This is a genomic window from Stenotrophomonas sp. SMYL89 (genome assembly GCF_036319985.1).
GTDB classification, from domain to species: domain Bacteria; phylum Pseudomonadota; class Gammaproteobacteria; order Xanthomonadales; family Xanthomonadaceae; genus Stenotrophomonas; species Stenotrophomonas maltophilia_Q.
Genome location: NZ_JAWIRW010000004.1, coordinates 267,661 through 284,597 on the forward strand (window position 1 = coordinate 267,661; position 16,937 = coordinate 284,597).

Annotated in this window: 13 protein-coding genes and 6 tRNA genes; 4 read left to right on the top strand and 15 right to left on the bottom strand. The window is 65.9% G+C overall.

Annotated features, from left to right (window positions below; translation table 11 throughout):
• Positions 1 to 41: 41 nt before the first annotated feature.
• Positions 42 to 446, bottom strand: a complete 405-nt coding sequence (locus tag V3B41_RS07320; protein WP_049430220.1) for a DUF6165 family protein — start codon at positions 444 to 446, stop codon at positions 42 to 44.
• 173 nt (positions 447 to 619) lie between these two features.
• Here V3B41_RS07320 and V3B41_RS07325 point away from each other — a divergent pair, with 173 nt between their 5' ends.
• On the top strand, positions 620 to 3,634 hold the full coding sequence (locus tag V3B41_RS07325) for an autotransporter domain-containing protein (RefSeq protein WP_329860578.1): 3,015 nt from the start codon (positions 620 to 622) through the stop codon (positions 3,632 to 3,634).
• A gap of 350 nt (positions 3,635 to 3,984) precedes the next feature.
• Here the strand turns inward: V3B41_RS07325 and V3B41_RS07330 are convergent.
• Positions 3,985 to 4,075: transfer RNA gene (locus V3B41_RS07330), tRNA-Ser, on the bottom strand.
• A 165-nt stretch (positions 4,076 to 4,240) separates the two neighbouring features.
• Between V3B41_RS07330 and V3B41_RS07335 the strand changes: the two genes are divergently transcribed.
• Positions 4,241 to 4,945 carry a protein phosphatase 2C domain-containing protein gene (locus V3B41_RS07335; protein WP_049430225.1) on the top strand — a complete coding sequence of 235 codons (705 nt, stop codon included), beginning with the start codon at positions 4,241 to 4,243 and terminating at the stop codon, positions 4,943 to 4,945.
• Positions 4,946 to 5,006: 61 nt separating this feature from the next.
• Here the strand turns inward: V3B41_RS07335 and dnaQ are convergent, their stop codons facing one another.
• Genes dnaQ through V3B41_RS07350 form a run of 3 tightly spaced genes read right to left on the bottom strand, consistent with a single transcriptional unit; the run spans position 5,007 to position 6,853 of the window.
• Complete coding sequence (dnaQ, locus tag V3B41_RS07340) at positions 5,007 to 5,738, bottom strand: DNA polymerase III subunit epsilon (RefSeq protein WP_049430227.1); 732 nt, start codon at positions 5,736 to 5,738, stop codon at positions 5,007 to 5,009.
• A gap of 4 nt (positions 5,739 to 5,742) precedes the next feature.
• Positions 5,743 to 6,195 (bottom strand): ribonuclease HI, encoded by a 453-nt coding sequence (gene rnhA / locus V3B41_RS07345; RefSeq protein WP_049430229.1) that lies wholly within the window; start codon positions 6,193 to 6,195, stop codon positions 5,743 to 5,745.
• A gap of 13 nt (positions 6,196 to 6,208) precedes the next feature.
• Positions 6,209 to 6,853 (bottom strand): hypothetical protein, encoded by a 645-nt coding sequence (locus V3B41_RS07350; RefSeq protein WP_049430230.1) that lies wholly within the window; start codon positions 6,851 to 6,853, stop codon positions 6,209 to 6,211.
• An 11-nt stretch (positions 6,854 to 6,864) separates the two neighbouring features.
• Here V3B41_RS07350 and gloB point away from each other — a divergent pair, with 11 nt between their 5' ends.
• Positions 6,865 to 7,629: a hydroxyacylglutathione hydrolase gene (gene gloB, locus V3B41_RS07355; RefSeq protein ID WP_049430232.1), complete on the top strand. Its 765-nt coding sequence runs from the start codon at positions 6,865 to 6,867 to the stop codon at positions 7,627 to 7,629.
• Complete coding sequence (locus V3B41_RS07360; RefSeq protein ID WP_049430235.1) at positions 7,626 to 8,825, top strand: lytic transglycosylase domain-containing protein; 1,200 nt, start codon at positions 7,626 to 7,628, stop codon at positions 8,823 to 8,825. The genes gloB and V3B41_RS07360 overlap by 4 nt, the downstream gene beginning before the upstream one ends.
• A 182-nt stretch (positions 8,826 to 9,007) precedes the next feature.
• Here V3B41_RS07360 and V3B41_RS07365 read toward each other — a convergent pair whose 3' ends face one another.
• The 10 genes from V3B41_RS07365 to clpP all read right to left on the bottom strand — a co-directional run bounded on the left by V3B41_RS07365 (position 9,008) and on the right by clpP (position 16,934).
• On the bottom strand, positions 9,008 to 10,963 hold the full coding sequence (locus tag V3B41_RS07365) for a peptidyl-prolyl cis-trans isomerase (protein WP_197633207.1): 1,956 nt from the start codon (positions 10,961 to 10,963) through the stop codon (positions 9,008 to 9,010).
• Between the two features lie 147 nt (positions 10,964 to 11,110).
• Positions 11,111 to 11,187: transfer RNA gene (locus tag V3B41_RS07370), tRNA-Asp, on the bottom strand.
• A gap of 106 nt (positions 11,188 to 11,293) precedes the next feature.
• Positions 11,294 to 11,370, bottom strand: a tRNA-Asp gene (locus V3B41_RS07375).
• A gap of 87 nt (positions 11,371 to 11,457) precedes the next feature.
• Positions 11,458 to 11,534: transfer RNA gene (locus V3B41_RS07380), tRNA-Asp, on the bottom strand.
• Between the two features lie 85 nt (positions 11,535 to 11,619).
• Positions 11,620 to 11,696 (bottom strand) — tRNA-Asp (locus V3B41_RS07385).
• A 26-nt stretch (positions 11,697 to 11,722) separates the two neighbouring features.
• A tRNA-Val gene (locus V3B41_RS07390) sits at positions 11,723 to 11,797 on the bottom strand.
• Positions 11,798 to 11,808: 11 nt separating this feature from the next.
• Positions 11,809 to 12,081 carry an HU family DNA-binding protein gene (locus V3B41_RS07395; protein ID WP_004146343.1) on the bottom strand — a complete coding sequence of 91 codons (273 nt, stop codon included), beginning with the start codon at positions 12,079 to 12,081 and terminating at the stop codon, positions 11,809 to 11,811.
• Between the two features lie 217 nt (positions 12,082 to 12,298).
• Positions 12,299 to 14,749: an endopeptidase La gene (lon, locus tag V3B41_RS07400; RefSeq protein WP_049426655.1), complete on the bottom strand. Its 2,451-nt coding sequence runs from the start codon at positions 14,747 to 14,749 to the stop codon at positions 12,299 to 12,301.
• Between the two features lie 142 nt (positions 14,750 to 14,891).
• A complete protein-coding gene (clpX, locus tag V3B41_RS07405; protein ID WP_004154600.1) occupies positions 14,892 to 16,181 on the bottom strand; it encodes an ATP-dependent Clp protease ATP-binding subunit ClpX in 1,290 nt (429 codons plus the stop codon).
• 126 nt (positions 16,182 to 16,307) lie between these two features.
• Entirely contained in the window at positions 16,308 to 16,934 is a 627-nt protein-coding gene (clpP, locus tag V3B41_RS07410) for an ATP-dependent Clp endopeptidase proteolytic subunit ClpP (protein WP_004146318.1), read from the bottom strand.
• Positions 16,935 to 16,937 lie beyond the last annotated feature (3 nt).

The following is a 16,937-nucleotide window of genomic DNA, read 5'->3' on the forward strand; positions in this document are numbered from 1 at the left end:
CGGATCATCGGTAGCGCCGGGCCACGCCCGGCGGATCCACCTCACCCGCGCTGCGCGTAGTCCTGGTAGGACTTCTCTTCCACGTACGCCGAGCCCAGCGCCAGGTTGATCGCCTTCTTGATCCGCGCACGCTCATCGTTGCGCAGGTAGACGCTGCGCGCCAGGTCGACAAAGCCCTGGTCGAACGCCTGCGCCTTCTCCTTCAGGCGGATGTCGTCCTCGATGTCCCACAGCTGCTCGTTGACCGCCTTCAGCTCGGCACGCAGCTTGGCGATGTCCTTCACCGCCGCCGGGTGCGCCATCCAGGTCTGCTCCAGCGCCGACAGCTCCCTGCGCACGTTGGCCAGCTTGCCCTCGTCGCTGATGCGCTCGGACTTGATCTGCAGGATCGAGATCTTGTCCAGCAGCTCGCCGAAGGACACGGGGACGAGGATTTCAGCGCTCATGGGGGGAAGGCTCCAGCAAGTGATGCGCACATGGTAACCCGCGCGGCACGAATGCTCCGCCCCGGCGCCTGCATGGGCGCCCGAGCGCGATGACTGGGGGAGAAACCCCTGCAGCTGCGTTAGCGGTCTGGAGAGGCGCCTGCCGCCCTCCACTCCTTTCCGTGGAATTCCGCATGCATCGATACCCCACCCTCCCCGCCCGTCGCGCCACCGTCCTCGGCAGCGCCCTTGTTGCAGCACTGCTCGGCATCGCTGCCGCGCCGCAGGCCCATGCCAGTGCCTTCCATGTGAATGGAGACACGCTCTACTACACCGGCAACGTGCTGGCGACCGATCCGCAGACGCTGGAGGCCTACGTCCTGGCCGCGCAGGCCCGTGGTACGCCGCTGCGCCAGGTGGTGTTCCGCAACTCGCCGGGCGGGGCCGCCTCCGGTGGCGTGGGCATGGGCGCCATCATCCGCCAGCATGGGCTGGACACCGTACTGGACGGCGGCTGCTACTCGGCCTGCGCCGACGCCTTCGTGGCCGGCGTCAAGCGCAGGGTGACGCAGTTCGGCCTGCTGCCGGCGCACGGCAACTACACGCAGACGGTGCTGGGCATCCATGGCGAATCCGGCCCGAACGGTCCTACCCCGTACCCGGGTCAGGACAAGTACATCAAGTACTACAAGGACATGTTCGGCCCGACCGACTTCGCGGTCATCGAAGCGCGCATCGTCCAGGCGCACTATGAACTGACCCAGCAGTCGGGCTTCCTGCGCTACTTCGACCCGAACGTGGCGGCCGTGGCCACGCGCTTCTGCCCCACCCGCGACCAGAGCGCGGCAGGCAACTGCACCGCCTATCCCGGCGTGACCTTCTACAGTGATCGCGTCGTTACCGAAGCCGGTTACGTCCAGCCCGGCGACGTGCTCTCCATCGACAAGGAAGTGAGCGGAGACCTCAATCCGAACCTGGCCGTGCGCGGCCGTTACACCAATGCGCTGGCCAACCTGCGCTACTTCCAGCAATCGGCCCCGGACATCCGGCTGGACGACGCCTTCGGTGTGATCCGCATCGGCAAGGGCGGCGTCTGGTCGCTGGATTCCGCCTCAGCCGCGCAGTATGTAGTGGCCGATGGTGGCACGCTGCGCCTGCAGCAGAATGGCTGGATCCACCACGCCGAAGCCATCGGCGCCCGCAATGGCGGACGCATCGAACTGCAGCGGGGCGCACTGCGCAGCCTGACCGTGATCGAACGCGGCGGCGTGCTGACCGGCAACGGCTCCTTGAACGCCACGATCGACATCAACGACGGCGGCACGCTCGCACCGTCCGGCATCGTCATGCGCCCGTACTCGCTGGAGGCGCTGGCGCCCGGTGGCGACGACGTGTTCACCAGCGAGCGCTTCCGGATCGGCAAGGGCCGCTACATCAACCTCAAGGACGGCGCGAACCTGGCCTTCCAGGTCGACAGCCAGCGCACCGCGCCGGCACTCACGCTGGAAGAAGCCCGCTACTTCCTGGTCGATGAAGACCCGCAGGCGGGTGACTACAACCTGTTCGGCAACATCAACCGCGCCGTGCTGAGCATTGCCCCCAGCGCCAGGCTGACACTGGACGTCAAGCAGGCGTTCTTCCCGGCCGGGCAGCAGAACCACCTGGTCGGGACCCAGGTGGATGCCAGCGCCCTGCAGCTGCCCGTCGCCCCCTGCGGCCCGTCGAACGGTGAGTACGCTGGCCTGTGGTGCCGCACCGCTACGCCCGACACCCTGACCCGCGCAGCGCCGGTGTCGGACTTCATCGAAGGGCGTTTCCAGTACGTCGAGCGTAGTGGCGAAGCCGGCAGCGCGGTCGACCTCACCGCGCCCGGCGCGGTGTTCCGCCCCCGCCACAATTCGCTGCTCAGCTTCGCGGTCAACCAGACCGGCAGCGGCATCTGGTTGACCGCCAATCCCTCCTTCGACGACACCCGGCTGTTCGGCAATGCGCAATCCGGCGACGGCCTGGGCCTCGCGCTGCAGCAGGCGGCCGCGCAGCGCACGCCGTCGATGAGCGGACTGCTGGGCGCCCTGCAGTTTGCTGACCGCGATGACATCACGCGCCAGGCGGGAGCCCTGCGCGGTGACGCGCATGCCAGCCTGCGCCTGGCCGACAACGCATTGATCGGCAGCATCGGCAATGTCGTACAGCAGCATCAGGCCGCTTCGCGCAGCGGTGGCGATGCTGATGGCCTGGCGGCACAGGCCGCGCAGGCGGCCTCGGCGCAATCGGCGATGACCGGCAATCGCCTGTTCAACCAGCTGGCGATGCACCTGGTCGCACCGGCAGATGCGGGCAGTGACGCGGGCGACGCCGGACGCAACCACAGCTTCTGGGCGCGGGGGTTCGGCAGCCACGGCCGGATCGACGCTGACGGTGGCGTCGCCGGCCTTAGCCACACCATCGGCGGCATCGTGCTCGGTGCCGATACCCGCCTGGCAGACGACCGTGTGACACTGGGCGTGAGCCTTGCCGCGGCCGACATGTCGACCAAGGCCAGCGAAGGCGCAGGATTCACCGGTGATGTCCGCGCGCTGGATGTCGGCGCCTACATGGATGCAGTGTATTCGCGCGGTTATCTGTCCGCCGCCGTCCGCTACACCGACCTGCGCCACGACACCCGCCGCAGCATCGAGGGCATTGAAGGCCTGCAGGGACCGCTGCGTGCGAAGTACAGCAACGACGCGATTTCCGCACGCGTGGAGCATGCGTTCTCGTTCACCACCGGCAACGGCGTGGTGATCCAGCCGCTGCTGCCGGTGATCGACTACACGCGCACCTCGGCCACGCGCTTCAACGAAGGCCAGGATGCGGCCGCACTGGTCGGCCGCAGTGGCAGCCTGGAGAGCATCCGCGTGGGCGCAGGCCTGCAGTTGTTCAAGACCTTCGACGGCAACAACGGCGAGCGCATCACCCCGCGTGCCCGCGTGCTCTGGCAGAAGGAGCTGGGCGATACCCAGGCCCGCTACAGCAACGGCTTCACCGCCGCCCCGGACCTGCTGTTCGGTGCCAGCAGCCAGACCGTCGGCGAGCAGGTGCTGGCCTGGAACCTCGGCATCACCAGCCGCGCCAGCAAGCGCCTGTCGGTGATGGTCGACTACGTGGGCGAACGTCGCGACGGCCAGACCCAGAACGGCATCCAGCTGGGGCTGGGCTACACGTTCTGAGCACACGCCATTCGCACAGGGCATGGTTCCCCACTCTGTGCGAATGGCCTCCCCTCGCACGCCATGCGTGGATCCATCGCGTGCTTGGATGGCCTTCACTCCCACACCACGCGAATGCGCCTCCCGGTAGATCCACGCCATGCGTGGATGGCCCACAGGCGTGACATTGAATCGTCGGGTGGAACAAGCCCCTCTGTTGAGGGGCTGCCCCGACAGGGGCGGGGAGAGGCAGGCAAAGGGAGGGGCCCACGCGTTGCGCAGCAACGTGTGGGGCGACGCGCGAAACGCGCGTCGCGTCCCGCGCCAGATAAAGAAAAAGGGCTGCCGAAAGGCAGCCCTTTTTCTTTATCTGGCGGAGAGGGGGGGATTCGAACCCCCGAGGCGCTATAAACGCCTGCCTGATTTCGAGTCAGGTACATTCAACCACTCTGCCACCTCTCCGGGTGGTCCCCGGCGGACCGGGGACGCGCATCATACGAGGAAGTGAGGCCGACGACAAGTGATTCTGGCCAACGAAGTGTAAATTTCCTGGGCGCATGCCTTGCCGGATGCCTGCGGCCACCCGATGATGCCTGTCTCCCCCGGCAATACCCCGCCCTGCCTACCATGATCGAATTCGGACACCTCACCCACCCCGGCATGCGCCGCGAGCTCAACGAGGACACCTACTACGGTGACAGCGAGCTGGCCCTGTGGCTGGTGGCCGATGGCATGGGCGGGCATGCCTGCGGCGAAGTGGCCAGTGCACTGGCGCGCGAAACCATCGTGCGCGAGATCCGCCGCGGCGCACCGCTGGCACAGGCCATCCGCACTGCCGACGAAGAGATCATCCGTGCCTCGCGCCGGCGCAACGACACGTTGCCGATGGGTACCACCGTGGTCGCCGCGCGTGTGCAGGGCAACCGCTATGAAGTGGCCTGGGTCGGCGACAGCCGCGCCTACCTGTGGCGCGACGGCCAGCTGGCGCAGCTCAGCCAGGACCACAGCGTGGTGCAGGAACTGGTCGCGCAGGGCAACCTGACCGCCGAGCAGGCCCGCGCGCATCCGCACCGCAACGTGGTCACCCAGGCACTGGGCGTGACTGATCCGGCCCACCTGAACGTGGCCACCACCAGCGGTGAGCTGCGCCCGGGCATGCAGCTGCTGCTGTGCAGTGACGGTCTCACCGAGGAAGTGGATGACCGCGGCATCGCCCACACCCTGGCATTCGAAGATGCCAGCGCGCAGGAATGCGTGGATACGCTGGTCGCCGCCGCACTCGACGGCGGTGGCCGCGACAACATCAGCGTGATCCTGGTGCGCTGCCACTGAGCCTCGCGCATGAGCCGAGCATGGCTCGGCTCTACAGCAGATCCACGCCATGCGTGGATGATCAGGCGCTGGCGGGCTCTTCCACCTTCGGGCCATCCCACAGTGCGTGCCCGGCCTTCTTGCGCAGCCGCTCCAGTCGCGCGGTGTGCGCTTCCAGTTCCGACGGTGTAGCCACCACGCGCGGACGCGGCAGCAGCTTGCTGGTATCGAAAGCCTGCAACCCCGCGCCGGCGCCGCCGCCATCTTCATCGCCCAGGCCGAAGCCGATCTCTTCCTGGCCCGAGGTCAGCGCGATATAGACATCGCCCAGGATCTGCGCATCGAGCAGGCCACCGTGCAGCGCACGGTGCGAGTTGTCCACGCCCAGCCGCTTGCACAGCGCATCCAGCGAGTTGCGCTGGCCCGGGAAGCGCTCACGCGCCATCGCCAGGGTATCGATCACCGTACAGCGATCGGTGATCTTTCCGTACTGCGGCCCCAGCAGTGACAACTCGTTGTCGAGGAAGCCGAGGTCGAACGCCGCGTTGTGGATGATCAGCTCGGCGCCATCGATGAACGCCAGGAACTCATCGGCAATCTGCGCGAATTCAGGCTTGTCATCGAGGAACTCCAGGGTCAGGCCGGTGACTTCCTGCGCGCCCTGTTCGAACTCGCAGTCCGGCTTGATGTACTGGTGGTAGTTGTTGCCGGTCGGGCGGCGCTTGAACAGCTCCACGCAGCCGATTTCGACGATGCGGTTGCCCTTCTTCCACTCCAGGCCGGTGGTTTCGGTATCGAGGATGATCTGACGCATGGGCTCAGTTTACCGGGCTGGCGTCGCGGACCTGGATCGCCGCGTTGCGGGCCAGGGTATCCACCCGCTCATTGTCCGGGTCGCCGGAGTGCCCCTTCACCCAGCGCCAGTCGATCTGGTGCCGCAGCGTGGCCGCGTGCAGGCGCTCCCACAGCTCGCGGTTCTTCACCGGATCACCGCCGGCAGTCTTCCAGTTCTTGCGGATCCAGCCGGGCATCCACTGGGTCAGGCCCTGCCGCACGTACTGCGAGTCGGTGTAGAGCACGATGTTGCACGGCTCGGTCAGCGTCTCCAGCCCGGAAATGGCCGCCATCAGCTCCATCCGGTTGTTGGTGGTGTGCGCCTCACCGCCACTGAGCTCGCGCTCGTGGCCCTTGTAGCGCAGCAACGCGGCCCAGCCGCCGGGGCCGGGATTGCCGAGGCAGGATCCGTCGGTGTGGATTTCGATGGTTTTCAATACAGCTCCAGAATCAGGTAGCAACGGTGCCGTGCCAGCGCACCGGCAACGGTTTCGGCCCGGGCAGGGCCAGCGTGCGTTTTTCCGCATGGAACAGGCAGGCCGCGCGCAATGGCGCCCAGCCCCCCGCACGACGGCTGCCGGCACCGCGCCAGAGCGGGCCGAGGTAGCGCATATCGTCGCACTCCAGGCCATGGCGGCCGAGCAGCAGGCGGATCCGCTGCGGCGTACGCACCACCAGCCCATGCTGCCGCCAGTGCGTGCGGTACGGGCTGAACGGATTGAGGCTGCTCAGCCACAAATGCCCGCCCGGCATCAATACGCGCTCGCACTCGTCGAGCAGCTGGTCGGCATCGCCTGTGGTGACATGCTGCAGCACGATCGCATTGACGCTCTCGTTGGCCAGGGGCAAGGGCAGCCCGCAGCGGGTATCGCCGCCATAGCCCGGCCCCTGCCGGTACAGGCGCAGGCCGCGCCCACCCAGCTGCGCATCCTCCAGCCAGGCCGCACTCGGTGCGATCCACAACCAGGGTTGCGCGGGCAGCACCGACAGCTGCGGAAGCAGCAACTGCCGTTCCAGAACGCGCAGGGCCGCCGCCGGCTCACTGTCGAACCACGGGGTCTGGCTCGCTTGACGGGTGCTCTGCAGCGCGGGCATGGTCCAATTCTATGCGACTGACTGCCCTGCCCGCATTTGCGGATAACTACATCTGGACGCTGATCGACGACGAGGGTGCCGCCGTGGTCGTTGACCCCGGCGACGCCGCGCCGGTGCTCGCGCTGGCCGATCAGGGCCTGCGCGTGGATACGATCCTGCTCACCCACCACCACGACGACCACATCGGTGGCGTGCCTGCCCTGAAAGCACGTTTTCCCGATGCGCGGGTGATCGCGCCGGTCGAAGAGCGCATTCCCACGGCGACCGAGCGGGTCGGCGAAGGTGAACGCGTTCAGGCACTGGGCCGGACGTTCCACGTACTATCCGTGCCCGGGCATACCCGCAGCCACATCGCGTTTCACACTGCTGAACATCTTTTCAGTGGAGATTCTTTGTTCAGCCTGGGCTGTGGACGTCTGTTCGAAGGTACGCCGTCCCAGCTGCTGGCATCGATGCGCAAGCTGGGTACCTTGCCCGCGCAACTGCTGCTTTGTTGCGCCCACGAGTACACCGTGTCAAATGCCGTCTTCGCGCGGCATGTCGACCCCGCCAACGCTGCCCTGTGGCAGCGCCAAGAGGAGGCTTTGGCCATGCGCCGCGATGACCGTTCCACCCTGCCGGTAACCCTGGCCAACGAGTTCGACTGCAATCCCTTCCTGCGTGTGCACGCGGCGCCCATCCGTGCGTCGGTGTCGGCACACCTGGGCCGTGACGTCGTTGACGACGTCGACGTGATGGCCGGTCTCCGGCATTGGAAAGACGGCTTCCGCGCATGATGCGCCGAAGTCTGCCGCTGGCCCTGGGCCTTGCCCTGGGGCTGGCCGGAACCGCGGGCGCACAGTCGCTGGGCGCCGGCATCAGCCAGAACCTGACCGCTGCCGCGGCCCTGCCACTGGATCCGTCCTCGCTGCCAGCGGCCTCGGTGCGCAACGGCCAGGAGATCTTCACCAGCTTCCGCGATGGCCTGGCCGAACCCAGCTGCGACGCCGAGGCCACCAGCCCGCGCTGGCAGAAGCAGTTCGCCCACGCCCCCTCGCGCCTGGCCAACCAGGATGACGATGCGCTGGTGCTGTTCGGCTACGTGGTCGAAGAGCTGCGCAAGGCCGACCTGCCCACCGAGTTCGCGCTGATTCCTTTCGTGGAAAGCGGCTACCGGCCCAATGCCCGCAACGGCAGCGGCCCGACCGGGCTGTGGCAGTTCATCGCCACCACCGCGCGCAACCACCGCGTGCCGATGACCAATGGCTATGACGGCCGCCTGTCGGCGGTCGATTCGACCCAGGCCGCAGTGCGCTACCTGAAGACCCTGCACGGCATGTTCGGCGGCGACTGGCGCTTGGCCACCATGGCCTACAACGCCGGCGAGTACCGCGTGCTGCAGTCCATGCGCAAGGCTGGCATGAACGCGCAGAACGCCAAGCCTTCGGCGTTGCCCGGCCTGTCGCCGGTCACCCATGCCTACGTCGAGAAGCTGCATGCCCTGGCGTGCGTGCTGGAAGACGTGGAAGACCAGCCTGGCGTGATGGCCTCGCTGGACCGCACCGTGCCGGTGCTGAAGGACCACACCCTGCCCGCGGGCACCAGCGTGCAGCAGTGGGCCGCACAGCGCGCCCTGGACCCGGCCAGGATCGCCCGCCTCAACCCGGCCCTGGCCTCCGGTGGCCGCCCCTCGGGCACCACCCGCGTGCTGGCACCGGTCTCGGCCGCAAATGCGACGGTAACGGAGGCAGCGACCACGCTGGTCGCCAGCGCCGCACCGGTGGCGGCCGCTGTACCCGCGCCGCAGGCCAGCAGGACCGTCGCCGCGATCGCCGACCGTCCGCGCAGTCGCCGCCACACCGTGCGTGATGGCGAGTCGGCCTGGACCATCGCCCGCCGCTACGGCATGCCGGTGAAGGCCCTGCTGTCGCTGAACGGCCTGAGCGGCAGCAGCGTGCTGAAGCCTGGCGCGGTACTGCGCGTGGAGGACTGACGCGCAGGCCAAGCGCCTCCCCATGTAGCCGAGCCCATGCTCGGCTTTTTTCTTGCCTGCGACGTGTCGGGGTTCATGACAAGCCGAGCGTAGGCTCGGCTCTACAGTTCAATTTCCAGCATCGCTCCCAATAAAAAAGGCCCGGCATTGCCGGGCCTTTCTCGTCCTGTCCACCGCGAGGCTTACAGGTTCGCTTCGGTGGTCTGGATCACGAACTTCTTGCGCATCGCCTCGACGTAGGCCTTGGCCGCAGCCATGCCATCGATCTGGCTCAGCTGGTCCTTCAGCTGCTTCTGCTGCTCGGCGGTCACTTCCTTCACGTCGCCCGGGTTCACCTTGTTCACCGCGAACAGCAGCGCGTGGCCGTTGACGTCGACCTTGCCGTAGCTTGGCTTGCCCTCGGCCGGCACCGGCGCGCTGAAGATCGCGCGGTTGATTTCCGGGGTCGGCACCGGCTGGCTGCGCGGCAGGCCCGGCATCGGGCTCAGCTGCAGCTTCTCGCTGGCCGCCAGCGACTGCAGGGTGGCGCCCGCCTTCAGCTTGGCCAGCACGGCATCGGCTGCCTTGTCGCTGGCCTGGCGCTGGCGGTCGGCACGGATCGCGGCGATCACCTGCTCGCGGGCCTTGTCCAGCGGCATGGCCTGTTCCGGGGTGTGCGCGGCCACGCGGATGACCACGCTGTGGTTGGTCGCGCCGCCCAGAGCGATCGGGTCGCTGGCGGTCCCGTCCTGCACCAGCACGTCGGAGAACGCGGCACGCAGCACGGCCGGGTCAGCGGCGATGCCACTGGCGGTGGCGCGGGTGATCGGGCCCAGGGTCTGCAGCGGCAGGTTCACTTCCTTGGCCGCAGCAGCCAGATCGCTCGGGCTCTTGTTGATGGCGTCGACCAGACGGCCGGCCAGTTCGTTGAAGCCGCGCTCGCCATCGGCCTTCAGCTGCTCGGCAGCCAGCGTGTCACGCACTTCCTCGAAGGACTTGCCCTGGCCACCACGGACCGCGGCAACCTTGATGATGTGATAGCCGAATTCGGTCTTGACCGGACCAATCACGTCACCGGCCTTGGCGGCGAACAGCGCATCTTCAAACGGCTTGACCATCGCGCCGCGTTCCACCCAACCCAGGTCCCCCCCCTGCCCCTTCGAACCCGGGTCTTCCGAGTTGGCCTTGGCCAGTGCAGCGAAGTCGGCGCCGGCGGCCTTGGCTTCGGCGGCAATCTTGTTCGCCTTGGCTTCGGCACCGTCGCCGGTGATCAGGATATGCGAGGCCTGGCGCTGCTCCGGCGTGGTGAACTTCGCCTTCTCGTCTTCATAGCGCTTGCGCAGGGTGGCTTCATCGGCTGCGGTCGGTGCCGGCAGGTTCGCGCCATTGATCTCGACGTACTCCAGCGAGACGCTCTCGGCCTGGCGGAAGTCCTTGCCGTGGCTGTCGTACCACTGCTTGATCTGCGCATCGGTCACCGGCGCGGTATCGGCCGGCACTTCCGGCAGCGCGGCCAGTTCGACGTCGCGGGTTTCGCCCAGCAGCTTCAGCAGGCGCTCGGTCTCGGACTGGGTAACGAAGCCGGAGTTCTGCAGGCCCGACGGAATCACCGACTGCTGCAGGCTCTCACGCACCAGTTCCTGGAACTGGGTCGGGGTACGCGGCGGATTGCCACCGGCCAGCGCCAGGCGGTAGTTGTTCTCGTTGAACTTGCCGTTCGAATCGAGGAAGGCCGGGATGGTGGCGATGTACTCGCGCACCGCGCCATCGCCGATCACCACGCCGGCCTGCTCGCCGACCAGGCGCACGACCTGCTCGTCGATCAGCTGGTCGAGCACGGCCAGCTTGTTCTGGGTGCTCTCGAACGCGCGCGGGTCGAAGTTCTCGCCCTGCTGCTGGCGCTCACGCATGCGCTCCTGCTCGAAGCGGGTGCGGAAATCCTGCGCGCTGATCTCATGGTGCTGCCACAGCATGCGCACCGGCCACCACGACGGTGCCGAACGCCACCAGGTCGGGGGCGCGGAAACCTTGGCCACGTTCTGTGCGCCAACGCCACCCAGGTAGCTGTTGTCGATCACGAACAGGAACGGAATCATCAGCAGCCCCAGGATCACGGTGACGATCCAGCCTGAGGTCTTGTCGCGGAGTTTCTGCAGCATGGTGAGGAATCACAAGGCCTGATTGGCGAGCCCGGCAGTGTAACCCGCTTCGCCGCAGGGACCAAAAGCAGCACCGGCGTGGCCTGCGCACCGCTTCGCGACGACACAAAGAAAAAGCCCCCGGCTTGCGCCGAGGGCTTTTAAAGTTGGCGGAGCGGACGGGACTCGAACCCGCGACCTCCGGCGTGACAGGCCAGCATTCTAACCAGCTGAACTACCGCTCCGCGCTGAAACTTTGCAGGCGCCCAGTATATCCGAAGACTCCCTGGAAACCCAGCCCGATGAACACTTTTTTCAAAGTTTTTTCACAGGGACTTAAGAATTCTGCAATGGCGGAGCGGACGGGACTCGAACCCGCGACCTCCGGCGTGACAGGCCAGCATTCTAACCAGCTGAACTACCGCTCCGTTCTTGCAAAAACCTTTTCGCCTTCTTCCCTAACCTTCCGGGGAGAAGACAAGGCCCCCGGCTTCAGGCCGGGGGCCTCGATGTAGTGGCGGAGCGGACGGGACTCGAACCCGCGACCTCCGGCGTGACAGGCCAGCATTCTAACCAGCTGAACTACCGCTCCGCATTGTTGCTTTTTTTTGCTTTCCAACCAGCCTGGACCGGGAAGAAAACAAAGCCTCCAGCTTTTGGCCGGAGGCCTCGTTGAATGGCGGAGCGGACGGGACTCGAACCCGCGACCTCCGGCGTGACAGGCCAGCATTCTAACCAGCTGAACTACCGCTCCACACTCAAACTTTTACCGCGGTGCTGTGGTGGGTGCTGAGGGTTTCGAACCCCCGACCCTCTCCGTGTAAAGGAGACGCTCTACCGCTGAGCTAAGCACCCCAGCGAGCCGCTTAGTTTACAGCATCCTTCAGGGCCTTACCAGCCTTGAACGACGGATTCTTCGAAGCAGCGATCTTGATGGTGTCGCCGGTCTTCGGGTTGCGGCCGGTGCGTGCAGCACGGTCGCGGACCTGGAAGGTACCGAAGCCAACCAGGGTGACCGCATCGCCGTCCTTCAGCGCCTTGGTGACGGCAGCAACGACGGCATCGACAGCGCGGCTGGACTCGGCCTTGGTCAGGTCGGCAGCTTCAGCAACGGCATCGATCAATTCGGTCTTGTTCATTCTCTACAACTCCTTTGGCGGTGGGTTCCGCTTATTCGACAGGGAAGCAACCGCATGCCTTCTGCATGCGGCCGCCATGTGGAAACGGTTCGCCGATTCAGTCATCGCTGACAGCGATCACTCATTCGCGAGTGCTGCTTTTATACCAGTGGCCCTACCCCCACGCAAGCTGGAAAGCCAGCAACGACGCGGGTTTCGGGCCATTGGACAGCGCGCATCAATGCTTGACGCGCGCGCTTCCACTCGGTTTGGCCTTGCTGCGCACCGTGACACGCTGCGCACTCTTGCGCGCCCTCTTCGGTGCCAACGGACGCTCCAGCGCCAGGTCCAGGACTTCTTCGATGTACTTCACCGGCACGATCTTCAGATCGCGGGTGACGTTGGCCGGAATGTCGGCCAGGTCCTTGCGGTTCTCTTCCGGGATGATGACCGTGCGGATGCCACCACGCAGTGCCGCCAGCAGCTTTTCCTTCAGGCCACCGATCGCGGTGACGCGACCACGCAGGGTGATCTCGCCGGTCATCGCAACATCGGCACGCACCGGCACCTTGGTCAGCATCGACACCAGCGAGGTCACCATCGCCGCGCCGGCACTTGGGCCGTCCTTCGGCGTGGCACCATCCGGCACGTGCAGGTGCACGTCATGCTTCTGCAGGAAGTCGCTGTCGATGCCGAAGCCGACCGCGCGCGAACGCACCACCGACAGTGCCGCCGACGCCGATTCCTTCATCACGTTGCCGAGCTGGCCGGTCAGGATCAGCTGGCCCTTGCCCGGCACCAGCGTCGATTCGATCTGCAGCAGATCGCCGCCGACCTCGGTCCAGGCCAGGCCGGTGACCAGGCCGATCTCGTTCTCTTCCTCGGCACGGCCGAAGTCGAAGCGACGCACGCCCAGGTATTTGTCCAGGTTCTTGCTGGACACGCTCACCAGCGCCTTCTTCTTCGCACCCTTCTTCGCCTTCGCCGCCGGCTGCGGGCCGGCCAGCGCGATCTCCTTCACTACCTTGCGGCAGATCTTGGCGATCTCGCGTTCCAGGTTGCGCACGCCCGATTCGCGCGTGTAGTAGCGCACGATGTCCTGGATGGCATCGCTGCCGATCTCCAGCTCTTCCGGCTGCAGGCCGTTGGCCTTGATCTGCTTGGGCACCAGATAACGGGTGGCGATGTTGAGCTTCTCATCCTCGGTGTAGCCGGGGATGCGGATCACTTCCATGCGGTCCAGCAGCGGGCCCGGAATGTTGAGCGAGTTCGAGGTGGCCACGAACATCACTTCGGACAGGTCCAGGTCCACTTCCAGGTAGTGGTCGTTGAAGGCGTTGTTCTGTTCCGGGTCGAGCACTTCCAGCAGCGCCGAGGACGGATCGCCACGGAAGTCCATCGACATCTTGTCGATCTCGTCGAGCACGAACAGCGGGTTCTTGCTGCCGACCTTGTTGAGGTTCTGCACGATGCGGCCCGGCATCGAACCGACGTAGGTACGACGGTGACCACGGATCTCCGCCTCGTCGCGCACGCCGCCCAGCGACATGCGCACGAACTTGCGGTTGGTGGCCTTGGCGATGGACTGGCCCAGCGAGGTCTTGCCCACGCCCGGCGGCCCGACCAGGCACAGGATCGGGCCCTTCATCTGCTTCACGCGCGACTGCACCGCCAAGTATTCAAGGATGCGTTCCTTGACCTTCTCCAGGCCGTAGTGATCGGCGTCCAGGGTGTCCTGCGCGGCCTTGAGGTCCTTGCGCACCTTGCTGCGCTTCTTCCACGGCACGCCCAGCAACCACTCCAGGTAGTTGCGCACGACGGCCGCTTCGGCGGACATCGGCGACATCTGCTTGAGCTTGTTCAGTTCGTTGCGCGCCTTGGCTTCAACGGCCTTCGGCATGCCGGCTTCGGCGATCTTGCGGGCCAACTCTTCCAGCTCGCCCGGTGCGTCGTCCAGGTCACCCAGTTCCTTCTGGATGGCCTTCATCTGTTCGTTGAGGTAGTACTCGCGCTGGCTCTTCTCCATCTGCGACTTCACGCGGCCGCGGATGCGCTTCTCCATCTGCTGCACGTCGATCTCGCCGTCGACCAGGCCGACCAGCATCTCCAGGCGGTCGCCTACGGCCAGCGTTTCCAGCAGGCGCTGCTTGTCGGCCAGGCGCACGCTGATGTGCGCGGCGATGGTGTCGGCCAGGCGCGCCGGCTCATCGATGCCCGACAGCGTCTGCAGCAGTTCCGGCGGCAGCTTGCGGTTGGTCTTGACGTACTGCTCGAACAGCGACATCAGCGAGCGGGCGATCGCCTCGACCTCGCGCGCTTCGCGCTCGTCGGTGGCGTCGATTTCCACCGCCTGCCCGTGCAGCGAGCCGTTGCGCTCGTCGACGTGGGTGACCTGCACGCGCGACAGGCCTTCGACCAGCACCTTGATGGTGCCGTCGGGCAGCTTCAGCAGCTGCAGCACCTGCGCCAGCGTACCGACCTGGTAGAGGTCGGCCGCATGCGGGTCATCGGTCTCGGCCGACTTCTGCGCCAGCAGCAGGATGCGCTTGTCCGATTCCATTGCCTGTTCGAGCGCGTGCATGGACTTGTCACGGCCGACGAACAGCGGGATGACCATGTGCGGGAACACCACTACGTCGCGCAGCGGCAGGACCGGCAGGTCGAGGGTTTCACTTGGGGAACGGGCCATGGGGGCTCCAGGGAAGGGGAAAACCGCCTCCGGGAGGGCATCTTCCGGAGACAAAAAAAGCCGATGGCCCCGTTATGGGGCCATCGGCTTTCAGATGCAAGGCATTCCTTGAAAATCCTTTCCAATCAACAACCTGGAAGGATCACTCGGCGCCTGCGGCCTTCTGTTCAGGGGCCGCCGGGGTCTGGTAGATCAGGTACGGCTCGGACTTGTGCTCGATCACCGACTCGTCCACCACCACCTTGCTGACGTTTTCCTGCGACGGCAGGTCGTACATGGTGTCCAGCAGGACCGATTCGACGATGGTGCGCAGGCCACGGGCACCGGTCTTGCGCTTGAGCGCCTTGCGGGCAATGGCCGACAACGCGTCCGGACGGAACTCCAGCTCGACGTTCTCCATCTCGAACAGCTTCTTGAACTGCTTGGTGATGGCGTTCTTCGGCTCGGTCAGGATCTTGATCAGGGCCGGCTCGTCCAGCTCCTCCAGGGTCGCCACCACCGGCAGGCGACCGACGAACTCGGGGATCAGGCCGAACTTGATCAGGTCTTCCGGCTCGACTTCGGCCAGCACCTTGCCCACTTCCTGCTTGCGCTCGCTGCTCTTCACCTTGGCGCCGAAGCCGATGCTGCCGACGTCGGTGGAACGGGCCTGGATCACCTTGTCCAGCCCGGCGAACGCGCCGCCGCAGATGAACAGGATGTTCTTGGTGTCCACCTGCAGGAATTCCTGCTGAGGATGCTTGCGGCCGCCCTGCGGCGGAACGCTGGCCACGGTGCCTTCGATCAGCTTCAGCAGGGCCTGCTGCACGCCTTCGCCGGACACATCGCGGGTGATCGACGGGTTCTCGCTCTTGCGCGAGATCTTGTCGATTTCATCGATGTAGACGATGCCCTGCTGCGCCTTCTCGACGTCGTAGTCGCACTTCTGCAGCAGCTTCTGGATGATGTTCTCCACATCCTCGCCCACGTAACCGGCTTCGGTCAGCGTGGTGGCGTCGGCCATGGTGAACGGCACGTTGAGCAGGCGGGCCAGGGTCTCGGCCAGCAGGGTCTTGCCCGAACCGGTCGGGCCGACCAGCAGGATGTTCGACTTCGCCAGTTCGACGTCGTCGTTCTTCTGCCGGCTCTCGATGCGCTTGTAGTGGTTGTACACGGCCACGGCCAGGGTGCGCTTGGCGCGGTTCTGGCCGATCACGTACTGGTCGAGCACCTCGAGGATCTCGCGCGGCTTCGGCAGCGAACTGCGCGCCGACTGCGCCTTTTCCTCAAGCTCCTCGCGGATGATGTCGTTGCACAGCTCCACGCACTCATCGCAGATGAACACGCTCGGACCCGCAATCAGCTTGCGCACTTCATGCTGGCTCTTGCCGCAGAAAGAGCAGTAGAGGATCTTGCCGGTGTCCGTGGAACGACCTTGGCGGTCTTCGCTCATGCTTCGCTTACCCAGTTACCCCACCCGCTGAACGGGGGTTCGATTCGAGAATAGCACAGGGCCGAGGGGACACCAGTCCCGCCCGACCCTGCAGGAACGGGGCCTCCATGGCCCCGTGAAGGCCGGTCAGCCGGCCTGGATCGACTCATCCGGACGACGCTCCAGGACCTGGTCGACCAGACCGTAGGCCTGCGCCTCGAAGGCGCTCTTGAAGTTGTCGCGCTCGGTATCGCGGGCGATCGTCTCCAGCGACTGGCCGGTGTGCTTGGCCAGCACCTCGTTCAGGCGCGAACGCAGGGTCAGGATCTCACGCGCGTGGATGTCGATGTCGGTGGCCTGGCCCTGGTAGCCGCCCAGCGGCTGGTGGATCATCACGCGCGAGTTCGGCAGCGCATAGCGCTTGCCGGCTTCACCCGCGGCCAGCAGCAGGGCGCCCATCGAGGCGGCCTGGCCGATGCAGGTGGTGCTCACATTCGGCTTGATGTACTGCATGGTGTCGTAGATCGCCATGCCGGCGGTGACCACGCCACCCGGCGAGTTGATGTAGATGTTGATGTCCTTTTCCGGGTTTTCCGATTCCAGGAACAGCAACTGCGCCACCACCACGTTGGCCATGTGATCGTCGATCGGGCCCACGAGGAAGATCAGGCGCTCCTTCAACAGGCGCGAATAGATGTCGTAGGCACGCTCGCCGCGGCTGGTCTGCTCGACCACCATCGGAACCAGGTTCAGGGCTTTGGTTCGGTTGTCCATTAC

Excerpts from the sequence above, each read along its gene's own strand:
- clpX (WP_004154600.1), bottom strand. The coding sequence starts at position 16,181 with ATGAGCGAAGACCGCCAAGGTCGTTCCACGGACACCGGCAAGATCCTC.
- clpP (WP_004146318.1), bottom strand. The coding sequence starts at position 16,934 with ATGGACAACCGAACCAAAGCCCTGAACCTGGTTCCGATGGTGGTCGAG.
- V3B41_RS07335 (WP_049430225.1), top strand. The coding sequence starts at position 4,241 with ATGATCGAATTCGGACACCTCACCCACCCCGGCATGCGCCGCGAGCTC.
- V3B41_RS07395 (WP_004146343.1), bottom strand. The coding sequence starts at position 12,081 with ATGAACAAGACCGAATTGATCGATGCCGTTGCTGAAGCTGCCGACCTG.
- lon (WP_049426655.1), bottom strand. The coding sequence starts at position 14,749 with ATGGCCCGTTCCCCAAGTGAAACCCTCGACCTGCCGGTCCTGCCGCTG.
- V3B41_RS07360 (WP_049430235.1), top strand. The coding sequence starts at position 7,626 with ATGATGCGCCGAAGTCTGCCGCTGGCCCTGGGCCTTGCCCTGGGGCTG.
- V3B41_RS07350 (WP_049430230.1), bottom strand. The coding sequence starts at position 6,853 with ATGCCCGCGCTGCAGAGCACCCGTCAAGCGAGCCAGACCCCGTGGTTC.
- dnaQ (WP_049430227.1), bottom strand. The coding sequence starts at position 5,738 with ATGCGTCAGATCATCCTCGATACCGAAACCACCGGCCTGGAGTGGAAG.
- gloB (WP_049430232.1), top strand. The coding sequence starts at position 6,865 with ATGCGACTGACTGCCCTGCCCGCATTTGCGGATAACTACATCTGGACG.
- V3B41_RS07320 (WP_049430220.1), bottom strand. The coding sequence starts at position 446 with ATGAGCGCTGAAATCCTCGTCCCCGTGTCCTTCGGCGAGCTGCTGGAC.
- V3B41_RS07365 (WP_197633207.1), bottom strand. The coding sequence starts at position 10,963 with ATGCTGCAGAAACTCCGCGACAAGACCTCAGGCTGGATCGTCACCGTG.
- V3B41_RS07325 (WP_329860578.1), top strand. The coding sequence starts at position 620 with ATGCATCGATACCCCACCCTCCCCGCCCGTCGCGCCACCGTCCTCGGC.